This is a genomic window from Negadavirga shengliensis (assembly GCF_042652345.1).
Classification (GTDB): domain Bacteria; phylum Bacteroidota; class Bacteroidia; order Cytophagales; family Cyclobacteriaceae; genus Negadavirga; species Negadavirga shengliensis.
Map to the genome: position 1 here is coordinate 119,393 of NZ_JBHSJJ010000017.1, position 17,697 is coordinate 137,089.

16 protein-coding genes are annotated in these 17,697 nt (G+C 45.1%); 11 read left to right on the top strand and 5 right to left on the bottom strand.

Annotation, left to right across the window (positions count from 1 at the left end; translation table 11 throughout):
* The first annotated feature begins 279 nt into the window (after positions 1–279).
* The 9 genes from ACFPFU_RS22025 to ACFPFU_RS22065 all read left to right on the top strand — a co-directional run bounded on the left by ACFPFU_RS22025 (position 280) and on the right by ACFPFU_RS22065 (position 12,406).
* A complete protein-coding gene (locus ACFPFU_RS22025; RefSeq protein WP_377068208.1) occupies positions 280–3,450 on the top strand; it encodes a SusC/RagA family TonB-linked outer membrane protein in 3,171 nt (1,056 codons plus the stop codon).
* Between the two features lie 11 nt (positions 3,451–3,461).
* Positions 3,462–5,045 carry a RagB/SusD family nutrient uptake outer membrane protein gene (locus tag ACFPFU_RS22030; protein ID WP_377068210.1) on the top strand — a complete coding sequence of 528 codons (1,584 nt, stop codon included), beginning with the start codon at positions 3,462–3,464 and terminating at the stop codon, positions 5,043–5,045.
* An 18-nt stretch (positions 5,046–5,063) separates the two neighbouring features.
* Complete coding sequence (locus tag ACFPFU_RS22035; protein WP_377068212.1) at positions 5,064–6,323, top strand: glycan-binding surface protein; 1,260 nt, start codon at positions 5,064–5,066, stop codon at positions 6,321–6,323.
* Positions 6,324–6,471: 148 nt separating this feature from the next.
* On the top strand, positions 6,472–7,932 hold the full coding sequence (locus ACFPFU_RS22040; RefSeq protein ID WP_377068214.1) for a cellulase family glycosylhydrolase: 1,461 nt from the start codon (positions 6,472–6,474) through the stop codon (positions 7,930–7,932).
* Between the two features lie 198 nt (positions 7,933–8,130).
* A complete protein-coding gene (locus ACFPFU_RS22045; RefSeq protein ID WP_377068216.1) occupies positions 8,131–8,283 on the top strand; it encodes a hypothetical protein in 153 nt (50 codons plus the stop codon).
* A 16-nt stretch (positions 8,284–8,299) separates the two neighbouring features.
* Positions 8,300–8,920, top strand: coding sequence for a succinate dehydrogenase/fumarate reductase transmembrane subunit (locus ACFPFU_RS22050; protein WP_377068218.1), 621 nt, complete (start codon positions 8,300–8,302; stop codon positions 8,918–8,920).
* The gene (locus ACFPFU_RS22055; protein WP_377068220.1) at positions 8,910–9,896 is read left to right on the top strand and encodes a hypothetical protein; all 987 of its coding nucleotides are present in this window, start codon (positions 8,910–8,912) and stop codon (positions 9,894–9,896) included. The genes ACFPFU_RS22050 and ACFPFU_RS22055 overlap by 11 nt, the downstream gene beginning before the upstream one ends.
* Before the next feature lie 42 nt (positions 9,897–9,938).
* Positions 9,939–10,832, top strand: coding sequence for a sugar phosphate isomerase/epimerase family protein (locus tag ACFPFU_RS22060; RefSeq protein ID WP_377068222.1), 894 nt, complete (start codon positions 9,939–9,941; stop codon positions 10,830–10,832).
* A gap of 308 nt (positions 10,833–11,140) precedes the next feature.
* The gene (locus tag ACFPFU_RS22065) at positions 11,141–12,406 is read left to right on the top strand and encodes a glycoside hydrolase family 2 protein (RefSeq protein ID WP_377068224.1); all 1,266 of its coding nucleotides are present in this window, start codon (positions 11,141–11,143) and stop codon (positions 12,404–12,406) included.
* Positions 12,407–12,568: 162 nt separating this feature from the next.
* On the opposite strand, the gene ACFPFU_RS22070 is transcribed toward ACFPFU_RS22065, so the two are convergent.
* Complete coding sequence (locus tag ACFPFU_RS22070) at positions 12,569–12,775, bottom strand: hypothetical protein (RefSeq protein WP_377068226.1); 207 nt, start codon at positions 12,773–12,775, stop codon at positions 12,569–12,571.
* An 83-nt stretch (positions 12,776–12,858) separates the two neighbouring features.
* On the opposite strand from ACFPFU_RS22070, the gene ACFPFU_RS22075 reads away from it, so the two are divergent.
* Both ACFPFU_RS22075 and ACFPFU_RS22080 read left to right on the top strand, forming a co-directional pair.
* Positions 12,859–13,191 (top strand): PadR family transcriptional regulator, encoded by a 333-nt coding sequence (locus ACFPFU_RS22075; RefSeq protein WP_377068237.1) that lies wholly within the window; start codon positions 12,859–12,861, stop codon positions 13,189–13,191.
* A 1-nt stretch (position 13,192) separates the two neighbouring features.
* Positions 13,193–15,850 carry an ABC transporter permease gene (locus ACFPFU_RS22080; RefSeq protein ID WP_377068228.1) on the top strand — a complete coding sequence of 886 codons (2,658 nt, stop codon included), beginning with the start codon at positions 13,193–13,195 and terminating at the stop codon, positions 15,848–15,850.
* 15 nt (positions 15,851–15,865) lie between these two features.
* On the opposite strand, the gene ACFPFU_RS22085 is transcribed toward ACFPFU_RS22080, so the two are convergent.
* Genes ACFPFU_RS22085 through ACFPFU_RS22100 form a run of 4 tightly spaced genes read right to left on the bottom strand, consistent with a single transcriptional unit; the run spans position 15,866 to position 17,342 of the window.
* Positions 15,866–16,027, bottom strand: a complete 162-nt coding sequence (locus tag ACFPFU_RS22085; protein ID WP_377068230.1) for an NAD(P)H-dependent oxidoreductase — start codon at positions 16,025–16,027, stop codon at positions 15,866–15,868.
* 1 nt (position 16,028) lies between these two features.
* On the bottom strand, positions 16,029–16,253 hold the full coding sequence (locus ACFPFU_RS22090; RefSeq protein ID WP_377063358.1) for a (4Fe-4S)-binding protein: 225 nt from the start codon (positions 16,251–16,253) through the stop codon (positions 16,029–16,031).
* Positions 16,254–16,313: 60 nt separating this feature from the next.
* Entirely contained in the window at positions 16,314–16,460 is a 147-nt protein-coding gene (locus ACFPFU_RS22095) for a hypothetical protein (RefSeq protein ID WP_377068231.1), read from the bottom strand.
* An 18-nt stretch (positions 16,461–16,478) separates the two neighbouring features.
* On the bottom strand, positions 16,479–17,342 hold the full coding sequence (locus ACFPFU_RS22100; protein ID WP_377068233.1) for a pirin family protein: 864 nt from the start codon (positions 17,340–17,342) through the stop codon (positions 16,479–16,481).
* Positions 17,343–17,697 lie beyond the last annotated feature (355 nt).

The following is a 17,697-nucleotide window of genomic DNA, read 5'->3' on the forward strand; positions in this document are numbered from 1 at the left end:
CTAAGTAAAAAAAGCCCTGTTATCCCCTTTCCGAAACCGGGACTTGTTTCGCAGGTGACTTAAGCCGTCCTAGGATTCCGGAAACAGCCTGCCACGGTTATTTTTCTTGCTCTTTTTTCATTGAAGATATGATGCTGATGATAGAAAAAAGGGGGGTAAAACATCAAAGCCCCTTATTAAAAACATAACGAACCCTGCCCAGGTAATGGAATCAATACATTTACCATGTTAAGTGGCCGCCTGAAAGGTCGCTGTCTCAAAATAACCTAAAAATGTATTATGAAATTAAAAACGTGTACACGCATTAAATGGCCAGGTGCCGGATTGAAGTGTTTTCTTATCTTGTTGCTGGCGAATCTGTGGGCAGTCCCCATTTTTGGACAAACTATCCGGGTGTCCGGAGTAGTGAAATCAGGTCAGGACAATGAATCATTGCCGGGGGTGAGTGTTATTATCAAAGGGACTACCCAAGGAACCATTACTGATATGGATGGGCGTTATATTCTCGAAGCCCCCTCTCCCGAAACTGTCTTGATATTCAGCTTTATAGGTTATACTTCAAAAGAGGTAGTCGTTGGACAGAAGTCAATAATTGATGTCACCCTGGAGTCCGATATAACTTCCCTGGACGAGGTTGTTGTGATTGGCTATGGAACCACAACGCGACAGGACGTTACAGGCTCTATTGCCTCGGTATCGGGAGACGAAATTCTTCGAACCAATCCGGTCACGATTGACCAGGCCCTCCAGGGGAAGGTTCCGGGAGTCGTGATACAGCAGGCTTCAGGACAGCCCGGCGGAGCCGTCAATGTGCAGATCAGGGGATTGACTTTCGGCAATTCAGAACCTCTGTATGTGATTGATGGCATCATTATGGGAGGGCCGGCCTCCTTGGGTTCCGGCACCAACCCCCTGGCAGGGATCAACCCATCGGAGATTGAGTCCGTTGACGTGCTAAAAGACGCCTCCGCTACAGCCATATATGGTTCGCAAGCGACCAATGGGGTTATTGTGATCACTACAAAAAGGGGAAAAGCAGCAGCGCCAAGTATCAATTATGAGTTCAGTACGGGCTTTCAACAGCTACCTAACCGGCTCCCTCTCATGAACTTAAGGGAATATGCCTCTTTTATCAACGAGAGGAACACAGGATTGGGTTGGGGATTCGATGAAAGGCCCGAGTTTGTCAATCCGGAGTATTTGGGCGAGGGGACAGATTGGCAGGGGGAGTTGTTCAGAAATGCGCCCATGACCAACCACACCCTTACGGTGAGCGGGGGTGATGAAAGGACGCAATACCTGCTTTCGGCTTCCCACTTCAATCAGGAAGGTATAGCTCTGGGCTCTGACTTCAGCAGGTCTTCCATACGCCTTAATCTCGACAACAAAACAACAAACTGGTTGAAAATCGGGACTAGTCTTCAGCTGGTCCATATAGATGAAAATGTCACTACTTCCGGCTCAAATGTTATCAGGGATGCCCTTAGACAGACTCCGGATATAGCGGTGACCAACCCCGACGGCAGCTGGGGGGGCGCCTTTAACCCCAATGGCTGGGTCAATAGTATCGTAAACCCTTATGCGATTGCGCTCATCAATAAGGACAATACCAGGAGAAACCAATTATTTGGCAACCTATATGCTGAGGTAAACTTTACGAAAGACCTGCAACTGAGGAGTGAGGTAACAAGCAGCTTTTCCATGGCTACGCAGGATCAGTTTTTCCCCAGCTACGAAATGGGGCGTGTGGTAAGGGAGGATAACAATGCCGCTTACCGGTTTGTACAAAGATCCCATTCCACTTTACGAAACTACCTTACCTATTCCCGAATGTTCGGAGATCGATACAATTTGAACGTAATGACCGGCCACGAGGCGCAGTTGATCAAATCAGAGAACGTAACCGCAAGCCGTTTCACCTTTCCTTCAAACAATGTGCAGGCAATCAGCGCCGGTGATCCGGAGACCGCTTTGAATTCCGGAGAGAAAGGCCATAATGCCCTGGAATCATACTTCGGCCGGGTGAATTTTGGACTGGACGACAAATACCTGTTGACAGGGAATGTCCGCGCGGACGGCTCTTCGAAATTTGCCGCGGGACGCAGATGGGTAACTACCTACTCCGGCGCCCTTGCCTGGAAGATTCACAATGAGGGATTTCTGAAGAGCGTGAATGACATGAATGAATTGAAATTACGTGTCGGTTATGGTCTGACAAACAACCAGAATATTCCTGATTACCGCTATACATCTGCCTTGGCTACTGTTCCCACAGGCCTATCGGGAGTATCCCAAAGAGTCCAAAACATGGCCAACCCTTTTGTGGAATGGGAAAAGACAAGATATAGCAATATCGGTCTCGACGGAACATTCTTTAACTGGCGCCTCAACTTCTCGGTAGATATCTATAACAGGGACACGGACGGTCTTTTGATGCAGATTCCGTTGCCCATGTATGCGGGAACAGGTGTGGGATATTCTCCCGGCACGATACAAGCCCCTTATGTAAACGTCGGCGAAGTCAATAACAGAGGGATTGACTTTAGGATAAGCTCAAAAAACATAAGAAACAAAAATTTTGTATGGACCACTGACCTGACAGTGTCCTGCAACATCAACAGAGTGGTTAGTCTTATTACAGAAGACGCGTCCTTGTTGGGACAATACAGCCGAACAGTGGTGGGTAGATCCATAGGCGATTTTTATGGTTATGTCGTTGAGGGAGTTTTTGCCACGGCAAGTGATTTTGAGACGCATGCTATCCCAGTGAGAAACGGTGAGAAGTTGCCCGTGGGTTCAGCAGGAGGAAGTATTTGGTTTGGAGACCTGATCTTCAGGGATTTCAATGGTGACGGAATCATCGATGAAAACGACCAGACCTACCTGGGCTCACCTATTCCCAAATTTCAAGTAGGTCTTAATAACTCGTTTTCCTACAAGAATTTTGACCTGAACGTGTTTTTCAACGCGAATTATGGAAACAAGGTTTTCAATCAGTTGCGGATCGAAGGAGAGTATCCCGGTACCAGTTTTGGCTACCGGAAATCACTGAACAATTATGCCAGACTTGAACTGATAGATCCCGAAGGATCCACCACTGACATCAGCAATGTCTATGTAGCCAATCCCGAAACCAGAATCGTGGGCATCAGAAATGACAATACCAACGATAACAACAGGACATCCGACAAATTTGTCGAAGATGGCTCTTTTGTCAGGTGCAGGACCATTTCCCTGGGCTATTCCCTGCCGGAAAGACTCACACAAAAGGCACACGTAAATGCGCTGCGGGTCTATGTAAATGTCAACAACGCATTTATCATTACCAAATACTCCGGCATGGATCCGGAAATCGGATCATGGGATCCCCTGAATGCAGGTGTGGATAACGGTTTTTATCCCCAGCCCCGTGTTTTCACGGTAGGCGCCAATATTACCCTGAACAAATAAATAGCTGAACCATGAAATTGAAAAATATAATAATATATGTTTATCTCGCATTTGCAGGACTTTTGATATCCTGCGGTGAGGACTTTCTGGACCGGCCGCCTTTGGCGCAGATCAGTTCAGAAAATTTCTATCAGACCAGAGATGACCTGAGATTGGCTACAGCCGCATTGTATGGTGGTGGGCCATGGGCGGAATGGACCTACACCAGCTACCTGCCGGTCGGTGATGTGCTTAGTGGCAATATGGCCGTAGGTTATTGGGGCGATGCGGTGCAGCTCATCACCTTTTCCGTGACCGGATTGAACGGGATCATGGTTGCGAACTGGAAATCCATGTACAATATCATTGGGCATTGCAATGCGACCATTAAAGGCATTATGGAGAATGCACCTGCCTCTTTATCCGAAAGTGACAGGAACGCGGCCATTGCGGAAGCAAGGTTTATAAGGGGATATGCTTACTATAACCTGGCTTTGTTATGGGGGGCAGTTCCGATCATAGAGGATAACACCAAGCTGATTACTTCTCCCCTGGTTCCGAGATACGAGGTTAACGACGTTTACCGGTTTGTGGTCAATGACCTGACTTATGCGGTAGAAAACCTTCCCCCTTTCGATACCAAAGGAAGGCTTACCACCTGGTCCGCACAAGGGATGTTGGCTAAAATATACCTGACCTGGGCCGGCCTGAATTCTGCCGGGATTGGCCAACGCGACCAGGACATGCTTGAGATGGCCAAACAATTAGCCGGCAATGTCTGCAAAAACAGTGGCCTGACGTTGCTGGACAACTATGCCAACTTGTTCAGAACGGAATATAACGATAATCAGGAGTCACTATTTTCATTGCAATGGTCTCCGGGTCTTGGTTGGATGGAAGGCAACATGCTTCAGATATATTCTTCAGGTGGGGCTGATATAGCGCCCAGTGGAGGTCAGGGCTGGTTTGGCATCGGGCCTACAATAGATATGTTTGAGTTGTACACAGAGGAGGACTCTATCAGACGCAAGGCCACTTTTATGCTGAGAGGGGATCACTATCCGGAGCTGAATGCCGCGGGAGGTGGTTTTACATTCAATGGTCATTCCGGTTTGAAGAAGCATATCGTAGGTACCAATGCGGATAATGGGAGTCCTACAATGAACCTGACTTCTTCTCCACAGCACAACCCCATATTGAGGCTGGCGGATGTGTACCTGCTATATGCGGAAGCCATTCTGGGCAACAATGCCGCTACATCAGATGCGGATGCGCTGTTTTACTTCAACGAAGTGCGTAGAAGAGCAGGGCTTGCTCCCGTTAGCTCGATCGATCCGGACATGTTGCTGAAGGAAAGGAGAATCGAACTGGCCGGTGAAAGCCATTTTTGGAGTGATCTGGTGAGGCTTTCTTACTATAATTCCCCAAAGGCGATAGGTATTCTCAATAACGAACGAAGGGTACGGTTTGATTATGAAAATGGGGTTGCTACACCCAATAACCCTTTCGGTGAAATAACCCCGGCGAATGGCAATACCTTTACTTTCCCATTGCCTTCAATCGAGGTGACTGCCAATCCTAAATTGTTGGAGCCTCCGGTACCTTATTCATTCTAATATCATAAAGAATCTATCATGGAAAAGACTAGATATAAATACGTGAATCGATTACTGCTGGCTTGTGCGGCAGTAATGATGACCCTGATGTTTGCCTGTGAGAAGGAGGACTCCCTACCGGCGCCGCTCATCACTAGCGTTAGAAATTATGACGCATCCCCCAACGACACATTAATCACTGAAATGGTTACCGGTCAGTGGGTGGTGATACATGGAAAAAACTTAAGGGAGGTTTCCCAGGTCTATTTTGGCGGTGTTCAGGCGTCCATCAACAGTACCTTTTTAACTGATGCAAATATCGTGGTTCAGATACCTTCTATTCCGTTCCAGTCGGTGCCCATAGAAGAACTGAATAAAATCACCGTGGTAAGCGCAGGAGGAACTTATACGTATTCAATTGACTTTGCTATTGACCCCCCTGCGATTGCAAGTGTGTCGTATGAAATTCCAAATGAGGGAGACTCAGTTTACATTTATGGGGCCAATTTCTTTTATGTTGAAGAGGTGACTTTTGCCGGTGAGCCGATTCCGGAACTCAGACTATCCGCTGATGGTACATCCCTTGGCTTTATTGCCCCTGCGCTTAGTCAAAGTGGCCCCGTAAAAGTGAAAACCGGTTCAGGCACAGCCACGACAGGCTACAATGTGAACGATGTGGCTACAGGATTAATCGCGAATTTCGAGTGGGGCGATTATTTTGGCTATGAATGGTGGGGAGGTGCGGAACTTCACAGTGGAGATCCCAACTCCGACTGGCCGCCGTATGGTGCGGCTTTTCCCGGCAATTCAACCCAGTACATGGTGCTAAAAACGAATGCATTGAATCCGGGTGAGGGCGCTGATTGGAGTCATGCGGTCCGTATCGGGTCGACACAGTGGCTACCCGTGGGAAACATTAGTGACACGGTGGCTGGTTGGGCTCTCAAATTTGAAGTCAGCATCCCTGATCCCTGGAACGGTGGCTCCCTTTGTATCAAAACCTCAAACAGTAACTTTATGGTAAGGAATGAACCCTGGCAGATCATTGCACCTTATTCAACAAAAGGCTGGCAAACGGTAACCATTCCTCTCTCTTCTTTCCTTAAAAATGATGCGACACTTGGTGATGGCAGAGGTGCTCCCGTCACAAGCATTAATGAGCTATTTGGAGGAACTGGGACTACGGAGGGCAACTTATTAGTTTATATACACAATTATGGCGCTGCAAAAACCAGTACGGGCTTTAATGCCGCCTTTGATAATTTCAGGGTGGTAAGAACAACTTACACGGTTGAGTGATCTTACTTTCTGATTTCCAAAAAATCAACCCATTTCCCTCCTTTTTTCCTAACGGGGAAATGGGCTGATCTTTTTTCTTCTCTTTAGAGTCAGTCCCGATTGCCGGTCGGCTGAGGCCGGGAAAATAAACCAGACATATTTTAACTTTATGCTTGAAAAAATAATAAAAATCAGACGTACTATCAGAGATTTTGGCTTACTGATGGCGATAGTGTCGCTTATGTCCTGCAAAATCGATGCTATTGATCCGGAGCTTTCAGTTTCCCCTACAAAAGTTTCCTTTTCCGAAGAAGGTGGCACAACAGAAATCACCATTGCATCCAATGACCAGTGGAATATCGCCAATTCTGCACTTTCGTGGTTGGAGATAAGCCAGACAAGCGGTAATCCCGGTAGTATTGCCATCCAACTGACCACATCGCCCAACAACACCGGTCTCACCCGATCCACGATATTAAATGTCACCTCGCCAAACGGCCAGGCCAGGAGGATTACCGTCTCACAGGTTTCCACGCTTTACCCGTCTTACAATAGTTCTCCGCTGCCGCCCGATGCGACGGGGATGAGCAGCAGCGCAGTAGAGCTTGCGGCCAAGATGAAGCTGGGATGGAATATCGGTAATACTTTGGAAGCTATAGGTGGCGAAAATGCTTGGGGTAATCCGGATATCACAAAAGAGTATGTTGCCGCGGTTAAAAACTTGGGGTTCAATGCCATTCGCCTTCCATGTGCCTGGGATCAGTATTCAGACCAGGCGACAGCAAAAATAGGACAAGAATGGATGGACCGCGTCAAAGAAGTGGTAGAATATTGCATAGACAATGACATGTATGTGCTGCTCAATATCCACTGGGACGGCGGCTGGTTGGAAAACAATTGCACGCCTGCAAAGAAAGATGAGGTGAATGCCAAACAAAAAGCTTATTGGGAACAGATCGCTACAGCGATGAGAGATTTTGATGAGCACCTGATGTTTGCCAGCGCCAATGAGCCAAACGTCCATGATGCTGTCCAGATGGAGGCACTTCATTCCTATCACCAGACCTTCGTCAATGCTGTTCGGGCTACAGGCGGAAGGAACAGCAACAGGGTACTCGTGATTCAGGGACCCGATACCAATATTGAAAAGAGCCACGAAATGATGAATATGCCCGCGGATGTGGTAGAGGGCCGTCTGATGGCTGAAGTACATTATTATACACCTTCCCAATTCTGCTTCCTGGCAGAAGACGTAAGTTGGGGAAATATGGTCTACTACTGGGGAAATGGGTATCATTCAACCATTGAACCGGACCGTAATGCTACCTATGGAGAAGAAGATGCTGTGGACCAGTCTTTTAGTTTGGCAAAGAAGCAATTTGTTGACAACGGAATCCCGGTAATTCTGGGTGAGTACGGGGCTTACAGGCGTGATAATAACCAACATGTACCTAAAGACTTGGAGACACATAACAACTCCGTGGATCATTGGATCACTTATGTGACAAAGCAGGCCGTGGCCAATGGTTTGATCCCCTTTTGGTGGGATACGGGCGGTGCTCTGGACAGGCAGAATTATGCTGTAAAAGACCAGCGTACGATGGATGCGCTCATCCGGGCAATAGACTGATCCACTTTGCCATAACTTGAAAACAATGCAAAACCTGACAGGTTTTGTGACCGGAAAGCCTAAACAACACCTTTCACCAGGCAGAAACCTGTCAGTTTCAATCCTACTTGACAAAGTAACATTAAGTCTGTCAGGTTTTACGTCACGCATAAAAAGTATCAAAACGAATTACCTTCACATTCCAATTAATAATAACCTATGATAACTAACGGCAATGCCAATACCAACCCTGCTGATTTCGATTGGTTTGATTTTGAAGAAGACCCGACATTGCCGTACGCGTGGTCTGCTGTACCGGCAGCAGCCACAAACCAAAATATTTCTCCCGATGATCACGCAAACAAGAGATAATTCATGGACATTTCATATGAACCAAACGATTAAAAAATTACATCATTTATCGGGTATTGCCATTGCATTATTCCTGTTATTACATCTTACGAATCACCTGGTTGCATTGGGCGGACCTCAGCTGCACATTACTGTAATGAATTTATTCCGCCATGTTTACAGGTTTTGGCCCGTTGAAGTTCTTCTGCTGTCGTGTGTGGTCTTTCAGGTTATCAGCGGCGTAATACTTGTGTTTAAAAAGGGTTTTCGAAAGCAGCCGCTTTATGTTGTGATACAGGTGCTAAGCGGTTTGTATCTTTCTTTTTTTATGATCTATCACGTGCGCGCAGTTTTGCTGGGACGTTATGAATGGAATGTAGATACTGACTTTTATTTTGCTGCAAGTGTCGCAAACATCTATCCTGAAAAGCTATTTTTTATTCCCTATTATACGCTTTCGCTTTTATGCCTGTTTGCACATATCTCCTGTGTACACTATATAAAAAGAACAGAGAAATTAGAAAAAATACAGGAAAGAGAGGATGCAACAAAACTCAGAAAAAAATATATTAAGGAAACCGTGGGTATTTGTATAGCCGGTGCCGTAATTACTGGTTTAATAATGATTGCTTTTACTGGAGTACTCTATGAAATTTAAACTATTCCTTCTAACACTTCTAATTTGCAGTAGCTCATTCGGGCAATCATTGCCCGAACTAAGGCATGCCGATAAAATTCGTATCAAAGAAGCAATGGCCATCTCAACTGAGTTTGGCGACAAACTATTCCAGGGCTACAGCACTGTTCCGTTTGCAATTATTTTGGTAACGGACAGTACAGAGTTTCTAATAAATCATCCGAATCCTTCATCTGATTTTAAATTGTTAGGAACGGACTACATTCTCAAAACAAATATCTATTATCGTAAAACACAGTTCAGTCCTCATATTCTCGCCACCTTTCCAGCGGTAAACGGACTTAGTTGCAGCGTAGTGGGCACCCCCGAAAACACAAACACAAATTCAACAGAATGGGTAATATACTTGCTTCACGAACATTTTCACCAATATCAAATGACCGACCCTGAATATTTTAAAAGCGTGGATGATCTTGACCTTTCCGGTGGCGACCAAACTGGAAAGTGGATGTTAAACTATCCCTTTCCGTATGACAGTTTGCCCGTAATGGAACAGTATGAACTATATACCAAAGCACTTTATAAAGCGGTAACACAAGGGAATAAATCCAATCTGAAAAAATACTTTGCAGAACGAAGAAAATTAAGAAAAATACTTTCTGACACAGATTATCGCTATTTGTCTTTTCAAATTTGGCAGGAAGGTTTAGCCAAGTACACGGAATATAATTTTTTGGAACTGCTTGAAAATTACAGCCCGTCAAAAGAAATGGTGGCATTACCTGACTTCATCTCTTTTCCTGAGTATAAATCAAAAATGTACCAAAACGAAATCGAAAACCTTCTTCAGAATAAACTGGATGAAACTAAAAGGGTTTGTTTCTATTCTGTAGGGTTTGCAGAAGGGATTCTTTTAGACAAATTAAGCAAATCTTGGCGGGAAAAATATTTGATAGACAAATTCTATATTGAACATTATTCAAAAAAATATGACTGACTGTTGACAACAACAAATGTTTAATCAAAATTAAACAGATATATGAAACGCAGAAAATTTCTACAGTCCATAGGAGCTTTGGGAGCTACCTCATTATTGCCCGTAATGGGGTATTCAATGTTTGGGAAACCTAAGTATAAAATAGGGCTCCAACTCTACACGATTCATGAAGAGATGTTGAAAGATACCATTGCCACCTTACACGCGGTAAAAGCTATGGGGTATCAGGATTTTGAGATCTTTGGATTTGATGAAAAAAAAGAGATGTTTTACGGGTATAAATCTCCGGAGTTGAGGAAAATACTGGAAGATCTTCAGATTACCGTCTCCAGCGGGCATTTTGGGTTTGCTCCATACCTCGATAAACCCGATGATGAACTAAAACGGTTTGTAGATCAGTGCATAAAAGGGGCTCATATCCTCGATATGAAATACATTACCTGGCCATGGTTGGCTCCTGAACAACGCACCATGAATCATTTCAAATTGATGGCTGAAAAACTCAATCTGATAGGTGAACAAGTAACTGAAGCCGGATTAGGGTTTGCTTATCACAACCATGACTTTGAATTTATAGATCATGATGGCGAAAATGGTTTCGACACCATACTGAAAGAAACAGACCCCGAGCTTGTAAAACTCCAAATGGATATCTACTGGGTAGTGCGTTCTTCGAATTATTCCCCCAAAGAATTGGTAAGGAATCACCCCGGACGTTATGTGATGTGGCACATAAAGGATATGGACAGGGAGACAGAAGATTATACTGAACTGGGAAATGGTTCTATAAACTACAGTGAAATACTTCCGGATCCCGATGAGTCCGGACTTGAATTTTATTACCTTGAACAGGGAGGAAACTTTGCACACAGCCCCATGAAAAGTGTAGCGGATAGTGGTGATTATTTTAAAAAGCATTTGCAAACATATCTGTAAAATTACCCCGACCGCTTGTTGCATGCCTCAAACTTTCAGTTCGTATTTACAGACATTAAATCCTGATTTGTCCACTGTGAGTAGTAAAATCAGCCGGATTTTGATTGTCGGATACTAAACCTGATCCAGTAGGGCTGATCCCTTTTGCATGCTGTTGTATGGAACCTCGATTATGGAAAATACTAAGAAAAATATTACTGTAGTAAAAAAAGAATGGATATTGGTATTAACCGCTTTTATCAGATAAGGTCAGAGAGGGAAATAATTCCCTTATCGTTAAAGTCAATAACCGACGCCAAGAAAACGGATTGCCTGGGAAAGGGTACGATTGGCTCAACTACGGAGGCATCACCCGGGACGTCGACCTGATTGAAACCAGCGGTACCTTTATCGAAGATTATTCTATCCAATTGAAAAAAGGAAGCTTAAATACGGTGAAGGGATGGATCCGGTTGAACGGGACAACATTATCCCAAAAGGTTAAAATAAGGGTTCCGGAACTCAACAAGGTCTTTACAACAAAAGCTGACGAAAATGGTTTTGCCAAAATTGAATTCTCCTCTGACTTTGCACTTTGGTCACCCGAAAGCCCCAAGCTTTACGAAGTGATCATCGAAAGTGAAACGGACACTGTTATCGACCAAATCGGGTTCAGGAGTATAGAGGTACAGGGAAATGAAATTCTGCTCAACAAACAGCCGATATTCCTTAAAGCGGTGAATATCCATGAGGAAAACCCTTACAAAGGAGCCAGGGCCTATTCAGTAGAGGATGCCAGGTTGTTGCTCGGCGCTGCCAAAGAACTGGGCTGCAACCTGGTCAGGCTGGCCCACTATCCACATAGTGAAAGCATGGTGAGGGAAGCTGAAAAAATGGGCTTGATGGTGTGGAGCGAATTGCCGGTGTATCAACATATCCAGTTTTCTGACAACTTGTTGCCACAGAAGATGGAGCATATGCTCAACGAAATGATCAGCAGGGACAAAAATAGAAGCGGGGTCGTCGTCTGGGCCTTATCAAACGAGACATATTCAGGTACACCCGGAAGGAACGATGCCCTGATAGCGCTGACACAGAAATGCAGGGCTGCCGACTCCACCAGATTGGTTGTACATGTGACGAACACACAACTTTACCAAAACAACACCTTTGAAGTAAAGGATTCACTCTACCTTCATTCCGACATTGTTTCGATCAATGAGTATATAGGCTGGTACCTGCCGTGGCAAGGCAAGCCCTCAGAAACCCAATGGAACGTTGCGTTCCCCGATAAGCCCATATTCATCTCCGAATTTGGCGGCGAAGCCCTCTATGGAAGCAATGATGGTCCCGGGGATAAAGCCGCTTACTGGACGGAGGGGTATCAGGAGAAGATTTATGCTGATCAAGTGGAAATGTTCAGTACCGTCCCCAATCTCGTCGGGGTGTGTCCTTGGCTGCTGTTTGATTACAGATCACCGGGAAGGATGAATGCTGTCTATCAGCAAGGCTACAACAGAAAGGGATTGTTGTCCGAAAAGGGCGATAAAAAGAAGGCCTGGTATGTTATAAAGGAGTACTTTATGGGTAAATAAAGTATGTCTGACCATCGGAACTGCAGCGTGGTTTTGAAATCTCTCTGGTCAATTTGCTGGTCAGATATGCTTTGCTGGTATATTTTCTGCTTTTCTTCTTGAACTCCGTTTTCCGGTCTGCGCAAATCCAGGATTTTTCTGTTACGCCGAGCTACCAACACACTATCCAACATACGTCGGATGGTACAAGGCATGCACGGTCTTCGGGGCAACCCCGTCAGCCATTCTATACATCTCTCCTGCTTTTCTTATTCTTGACCCCAAGCCCCCTTTTGAGAGCGGCCCGGGCTTCATAATACTCGAGGTGCCGGATTTCCTCCTGTGGGCGCCGGACTTTGTCGAGGGCGCCAGTTCCCTGCAGTTCCCCATGTAGTTGACTTTTAATTAATTTAATCACATTTTGTATGTATAATAAAAATGTTTTACATACATTTACGAAATTAATAACGGAGATGAAGGGTACAAACATCGGAGAATTTGAAGAACTGGTGCTGCTCACCGTTGCCGCGCTGATGAAGGAAGCCTACAGCGTGGCTATATGCGACGAGCTCTCGAATCACACGGGCCGTTCAGTGAAACTTGGCGTGGTGCACGCGGTGCTCAACCGCCTCGAAGAGAAGGGGCTTGTAAAAAGCCATCTGGGTGAAGCGACGAAGGCGCGTGGTGGTAAACGCAAAAGATACTATCAACTCACTGTGCCGGGAAAGGCAGCATTGGTCCGCGCAAAGTCGATGCGCGATCAGCTGTGGGACAGAATACCGTCGCTTGTCTGGAAAAAATTGTAGCATGAAAGAGCAACGGCAACACCATCCGCCTTCCTGGGCACAGCGGTTTGTAGCGTGGTATTGTAAGCCCCAGCTTGTGGAAGACCTTACCGGGGACCTCAATGAATACTTCGAGCGGAATGTACGATCCGTCGGGCCGCGTCGCGCGAAGCTGATCTACATTATCGATGCTTTCAAGTTCTTCAGAAGTTATACCGTACGAACACCAAAATTTGTCAACCTCTTTATCAACTGGATCATGATTGGAAGCTATATCAAAACATCGGGGCGCAACTTAACGCGCAACAAGCTGTTCTCGATCATCAATATTGTTGGACTTGCCATCAGTATGTCCGTCGGGTTACTGTTGATCGCATTCCTGTTCGACCTGCATTCCTACGACAAGTTTAATGAGAATGGTGAGAGGATCTATCGCATCACCAACGTACTGACAAATCGGGAACAAAGCAGCAAATTTCCATCAACATCCATAAAGACCGGAAGGCTTATCCGGGAGAAAGTGACCGGTATTGAAGAAGTGGCTATTTTGGGTGACGGCTTTTCGGCCGATGCGGGGGTCGGAGACAATATTCTCCCTATCAATGGCTTTTGGGCGGAGCCTTCGCTGTTCAGGATCCTTACCTTACCGATGCTTGAAGGCAACCCCAACACTGCATTGAAAGATCCTTATTCGATCGTTCTCACGGAGACGGCAGCAGCGAAGCTATTCGGCAACGAATCTGCCCTCGGCGAGGTGATCCAATTTGATACGCTGGCCTATCAGGTGACCGGAATAATAAAGGACGTTCCCTTCTTTTCTCACATCAGCTTCGAAGCACTGGTGTCCTTTGCCACATTTGAACAAAGAAGCAAAGCCGATGAAGATTTTGAAGAATGGACAAACATGTGGTCAAACTATGTCTACCTTCTGATGCAGGAAGATGCCGATAGGGCTTCGGTCCAGTCGCAGCTTGATGCCATTGCAAGGGAGGAAAATTCCGCAGATGAAAATACTACGATCCAACTTGAGCTTCTTCCTCTATATGATATCGTCGTCGGAGAGAATCTTCACCGCTCCGAGGGACAGCACTTTGTGGGACCCCACATCCCGCCGAAATTGCTTTGGGTACTTGGCGGCCTTGCACTCGTTGTCATATTATCGGCGAGTTTCAACTATACCAATCTTTCAATAGCTCGGGCCATGCGCCGGTTTAAGGAAATAGGCCTTCGCAAAGTGATCGGCGCGAATAAGAGCCAGGTATGGCAACAGTTCCTCACCGAGGCGGTCATGATCTCGATGGTTGCGTTTCTTCTTTCATACATTATATTTTTTGCATTGCGGCCGCAGTTGGTCAACATGGCTCCGGAGATGCAGCGTCTTGTGAAGCTTGAGCTGACTCCATCCATGATGCTGGCCTTTATTGTTTTTGCCGTCATTGTTGGTATTGTAGCAGGCCTTATACCTGCACTGTTTTTTTCAAAAGTCAGCGCGATCGATGCATTCAGGAATGGGTCGTCGGTGAGGGTATTCAAACACGTACCATTCAGACGTGCTTTGGTGGTGGTCCAATACACGCTCACCCTGATCTTTATTACGACAACCGCCGTCGGCTATGTGCAGTATAAAGACATACTTGCTTTTGACTTGGGATTCAACACGGAAAATATCCTGAACATCAATATGCAGGGGAATAACCCCGATGTGCTTTACAAGGAACTGAGTGCGATGCCGGAAGTAACTGACCTGTCACGGTCGGTAATAGTCACCAGTATCGGGAATGCCTGGGGTGGATTTATGAAATACAAAGACTCACAAGACTCAGCGCTTGTCATGACCAACAACGTTGACGAAAACTATCTTGCGCTGCATGACTATAAGCTCATTGCCGGGGGGAATTTTATAGCGCGGCCCACCACAGCCGAAGCAGTCAGAGAAGTGATCGTGAACCAACAGCTCTTAAAAAGATTTAACATCGGGGATAACGATCCCGAGCAAGCGGTCGGAGAGGAGATTACTTTCAGCAATTTCAGGGGATATGGGCGCAAGATGACCATTGTAGGGGTGATCAAAGACTTTCATTATGGCAAAGTGGATAACCTCATTGAGCCGGTGGCGTTCATGTTTTGGACGCCCGAAGACCCGGCAACCATTAATGCCAAAATACAGAGCAATGACATGCTGGAGACCATGGCCAAGATCGAGTCCGCATGGAAGAAAATCGATCGTGTGCATCCGTTTCAGGCAAAATTTTATGAGGAAGCAATAGAAGATGCATACAGCGAATTATCCGTCATAATCAAGATCATCGGCTTCCTTTCGTTCCTCGCTATTTCTATCGCGTCGCTCGGGTTGTTCGGAATGGTGGTGTTCACTACCGAGACAAGACTAAAAGAGATCAGCATCCGAAAGGTAATGGGGGCCAGCCCGGAAAGCCTTATATACCTGTTGAGCCGCGATTTTCTATTGCTGTTGTCCATATCGGCACTCATTGCCCTGCCGGCAACTTACCTGTTCTTCAAAAAAGTTGTGCTCCCGAATTTTCCCTACCATACACCCGTGCAGATCGTTGAGATGTTCGTTGGCTTATTTATGGTGTTGGTGATCGCCTTCATTATGATTGGGTCGCAGACGATGAAGGCGGCGGGAAGTGATCCGGCGGAGGTGCTGAAAAGCGAATAAGGGCTGCCATTTGAACTAGATGAGTTTATAAGCCCACCCGTGTGCCAGCACCAAGTCTATCCATTGCTTTACCAATGGAGGAGCGGCATGCCAAAAGAATGGATGTTGCATGATCACAAGGTCTGCATTCAATAAATCTTGCTGCTCTGCTTTTACATCAATATATCTCTTTTGCATATCATTCCCTTGTTGGAACATCCTTTTTTATACTCAATGCTCCGGAGGGGCATTTTGCAACTTGGTCAATAAGTTCCTGTGTGGTGGCATTCCCTACTTTTATCCAGGGGCGTGCTTTTGGATTATATACTTTTGACAAAGTTCTTACACATACCCCCGAGTGAATGCATAATTTTGGTTTCCAAAGAATGGTAATTTCTCCGTTTGGATATTCATGTGCTTCCATAATTTTCTTGAAATTGGTTCTCTTTTTATAATAATGTCAATATAACGCCCTCATCAACCTTTAAACTATGAGGCGTATGGTTCCCTTCATGGTCATAGATGGATTCTGCTGTAGGTATGATTCATGCCAATAACGGCCTATGGCTGTACTGTCTTTTTCGTGAAACAATTCATTCATAGCCTTCAATACGGTTTCTTTATTTCCCATTTTTTAATTGTAGATTTATTAGTTGCCTTTGATCTCACCGTATTTCCCCGCATAAAAGTCGCGGTACGCCTCTCCTATCTCAGACAGACTATTCATCACAAAAGGGCCTTCGGCCACGATTGGCTCTGTGTAGGGTTCACCACCAAATAAAATGATATCCGTGGCTTCCTGCAAATTATTTTCAATCGTTATCTCACCTGCAATTCTGTCAAATTCTACTAATTCCCCTGCTTGAAATTCAGTATCGTTAAGTATCCCAGTCCTTGTGGGCAAAAAGGCCGCAACTTCAATTTTTTCGTTGATGGAAATGGTGAAATTTTTACCTGCTTCAACATGGATATGATATAAGAACTGTTCCGAATAATTTGGTATTTTGGAATTCAGATCTTCGTGGCTTCCAACAATTACTTTTATCCAGCCACTTTCGTTTGGCAACTCTTTTTTTGGTACCTCATCACTTTGAATTGCCAAATATTCGGGCTTTTGAGCTTTATTACTTGAGGGAAGATTGATCCAAAATTGAAAAGCGTGTGTACGCTTAGTTCCGGTTCGGGAGTCAACATTCAACGTTTCATCATGGATAACTCCGCTTCCGGCTTTCATCCATTGAATTCCCCCAGAATAAACTTTGGCAAAATTTCCGGCACTATCAAAATGCTCCGCTTCTCCTTCTATGATGTAACTTAATGTAGCGATGCCACGGTGGGGATGTGGTCCAGTGCCGGTATTCATAGAAGACGAATGAACTTTTGGAATAATATGGTCCAAAAACACAAATGGACCAACGGCATCAGAATATCTATTCGCTAATAATCGATTAATTGTTAAATCCCCTATATCAGCCCTTTGTCCTTTTGTTGAAAAACTGGTTTTCTTTTTCATTTGATACAATTTAATAGAATTAAAAAACAAAACTATATCAAATGGAAAGGAAAAAACGTAGACAAATGACGAAAAAAAATATAGATAAATATCTACAAAATACAAAAACGTGGAGATACAGCTTATTGCTTAAGTGCGTTTCTCCGCACCCGACTTAGTGTGTCTTTTGTGATACCAAGATAAGATGCAATGAGGTGTTGAGGGAAGCGTTGTAAAAATTCAGGATAACAGTATCCGTCCGATAAACCCCATATTTCATAGCTGGTGCAAACATCGCATAGTTGCATCATGAAAAAGATAAGCAACGACGAGTATTATAACCTGTTTTGCAGGTGGCGGGCTTCCGGTATAAGCA

What these genes read in the sequence shown, in the direction of transcription:
- ACFPFU_RS22035 (WP_377068212.1), top strand. Translation starts at nt 5,064, where the DNA reads ATGGAAAAGACTAGATATAAATACGTGAATCGATTACTGCTGGCTTGT.
- ACFPFU_RS22055 (WP_377068220.1), top strand. Translation starts at nt 8,910, where the DNA reads ATGAAATTTAAACTATTCCTTCTAACACTTCTAATTTGCAGTAGCTCA.
- ACFPFU_RS22090 (WP_377063358.1), bottom strand. Translation starts at nt 16,253, where the DNA reads ATGGAAGCACATGAATATCCAAACGGAGAAATTACCATTCTTTGGAAA.
- ACFPFU_RS22030 (WP_377068210.1), top strand. Translation starts at nt 3,462, where the DNA reads ATGAAATTGAAAAATATAATAATATATGTTTATCTCGCATTTGCAGGA.
- ACFPFU_RS22100 (WP_377068233.1), bottom strand. Translation starts at nt 17,342, where the DNA reads ATGAAAAAGAAAACCAGTTTTTCAACAAAAGGACAAAGGGCTGATATA.
- ACFPFU_RS22070 (WP_377068226.1), bottom strand. Translation starts at nt 12,775, where the DNA reads ATGGGGAACTGCAGGGAACTGGCGCCCTCGACAAAGTCCGGCGCCCAC.
- ACFPFU_RS22060 (WP_377068222.1), top strand. Translation starts at nt 9,939, where the DNA reads ATGAAACGCAGAAAATTTCTACAGTCCATAGGAGCTTTGGGAGCTACC.
- ACFPFU_RS22095 (WP_377068231.1), bottom strand. Translation starts at nt 16,460, where the DNA reads ATGGGAAATAAAGAAACCGTATTGAAGGCTATGAATGAATTGTTTCAC.
- ACFPFU_RS22075 (WP_377068237.1), top strand. Translation starts at nt 12,859, where the DNA reads ATGAAGGGTACAAACATCGGAGAATTTGAAGAACTGGTGCTGCTCACC.
- ACFPFU_RS22050 (WP_377068218.1), top strand. Translation starts at nt 8,300, where the DNA reads ATGAACCAAACGATTAAAAAATTACATCATTTATCGGGTATTGCCATT.
- ACFPFU_RS22080 (WP_377068228.1), top strand. Translation starts at nt 13,193, where the DNA reads ATGAAAGAGCAACGGCAACACCATCCGCCTTCCTGGGCACAGCGGTTT.
- ACFPFU_RS22045 (WP_377068216.1), top strand. Translation starts at nt 8,131, where the DNA reads ATGATAACTAACGGCAATGCCAATACCAACCCTGCTGATTTCGATTGG.
- ACFPFU_RS22085 (WP_377068230.1), bottom strand. Translation starts at nt 16,027, where the DNA reads ATGCAAAAGAGATATATTGATGTAAAAGCAGAGCAGCAAGATTTATTG.
- ACFPFU_RS22025 (WP_377068208.1), top strand. Translation starts at nt 280, where the DNA reads ATGAAATTAAAAACGTGTACACGCATTAAATGGCCAGGTGCCGGATTG.
- ACFPFU_RS22040 (WP_377068214.1), top strand. Translation starts at nt 6,472, where the DNA reads ATGCTTGAAAAAATAATAAAAATCAGACGTACTATCAGAGATTTTGGC.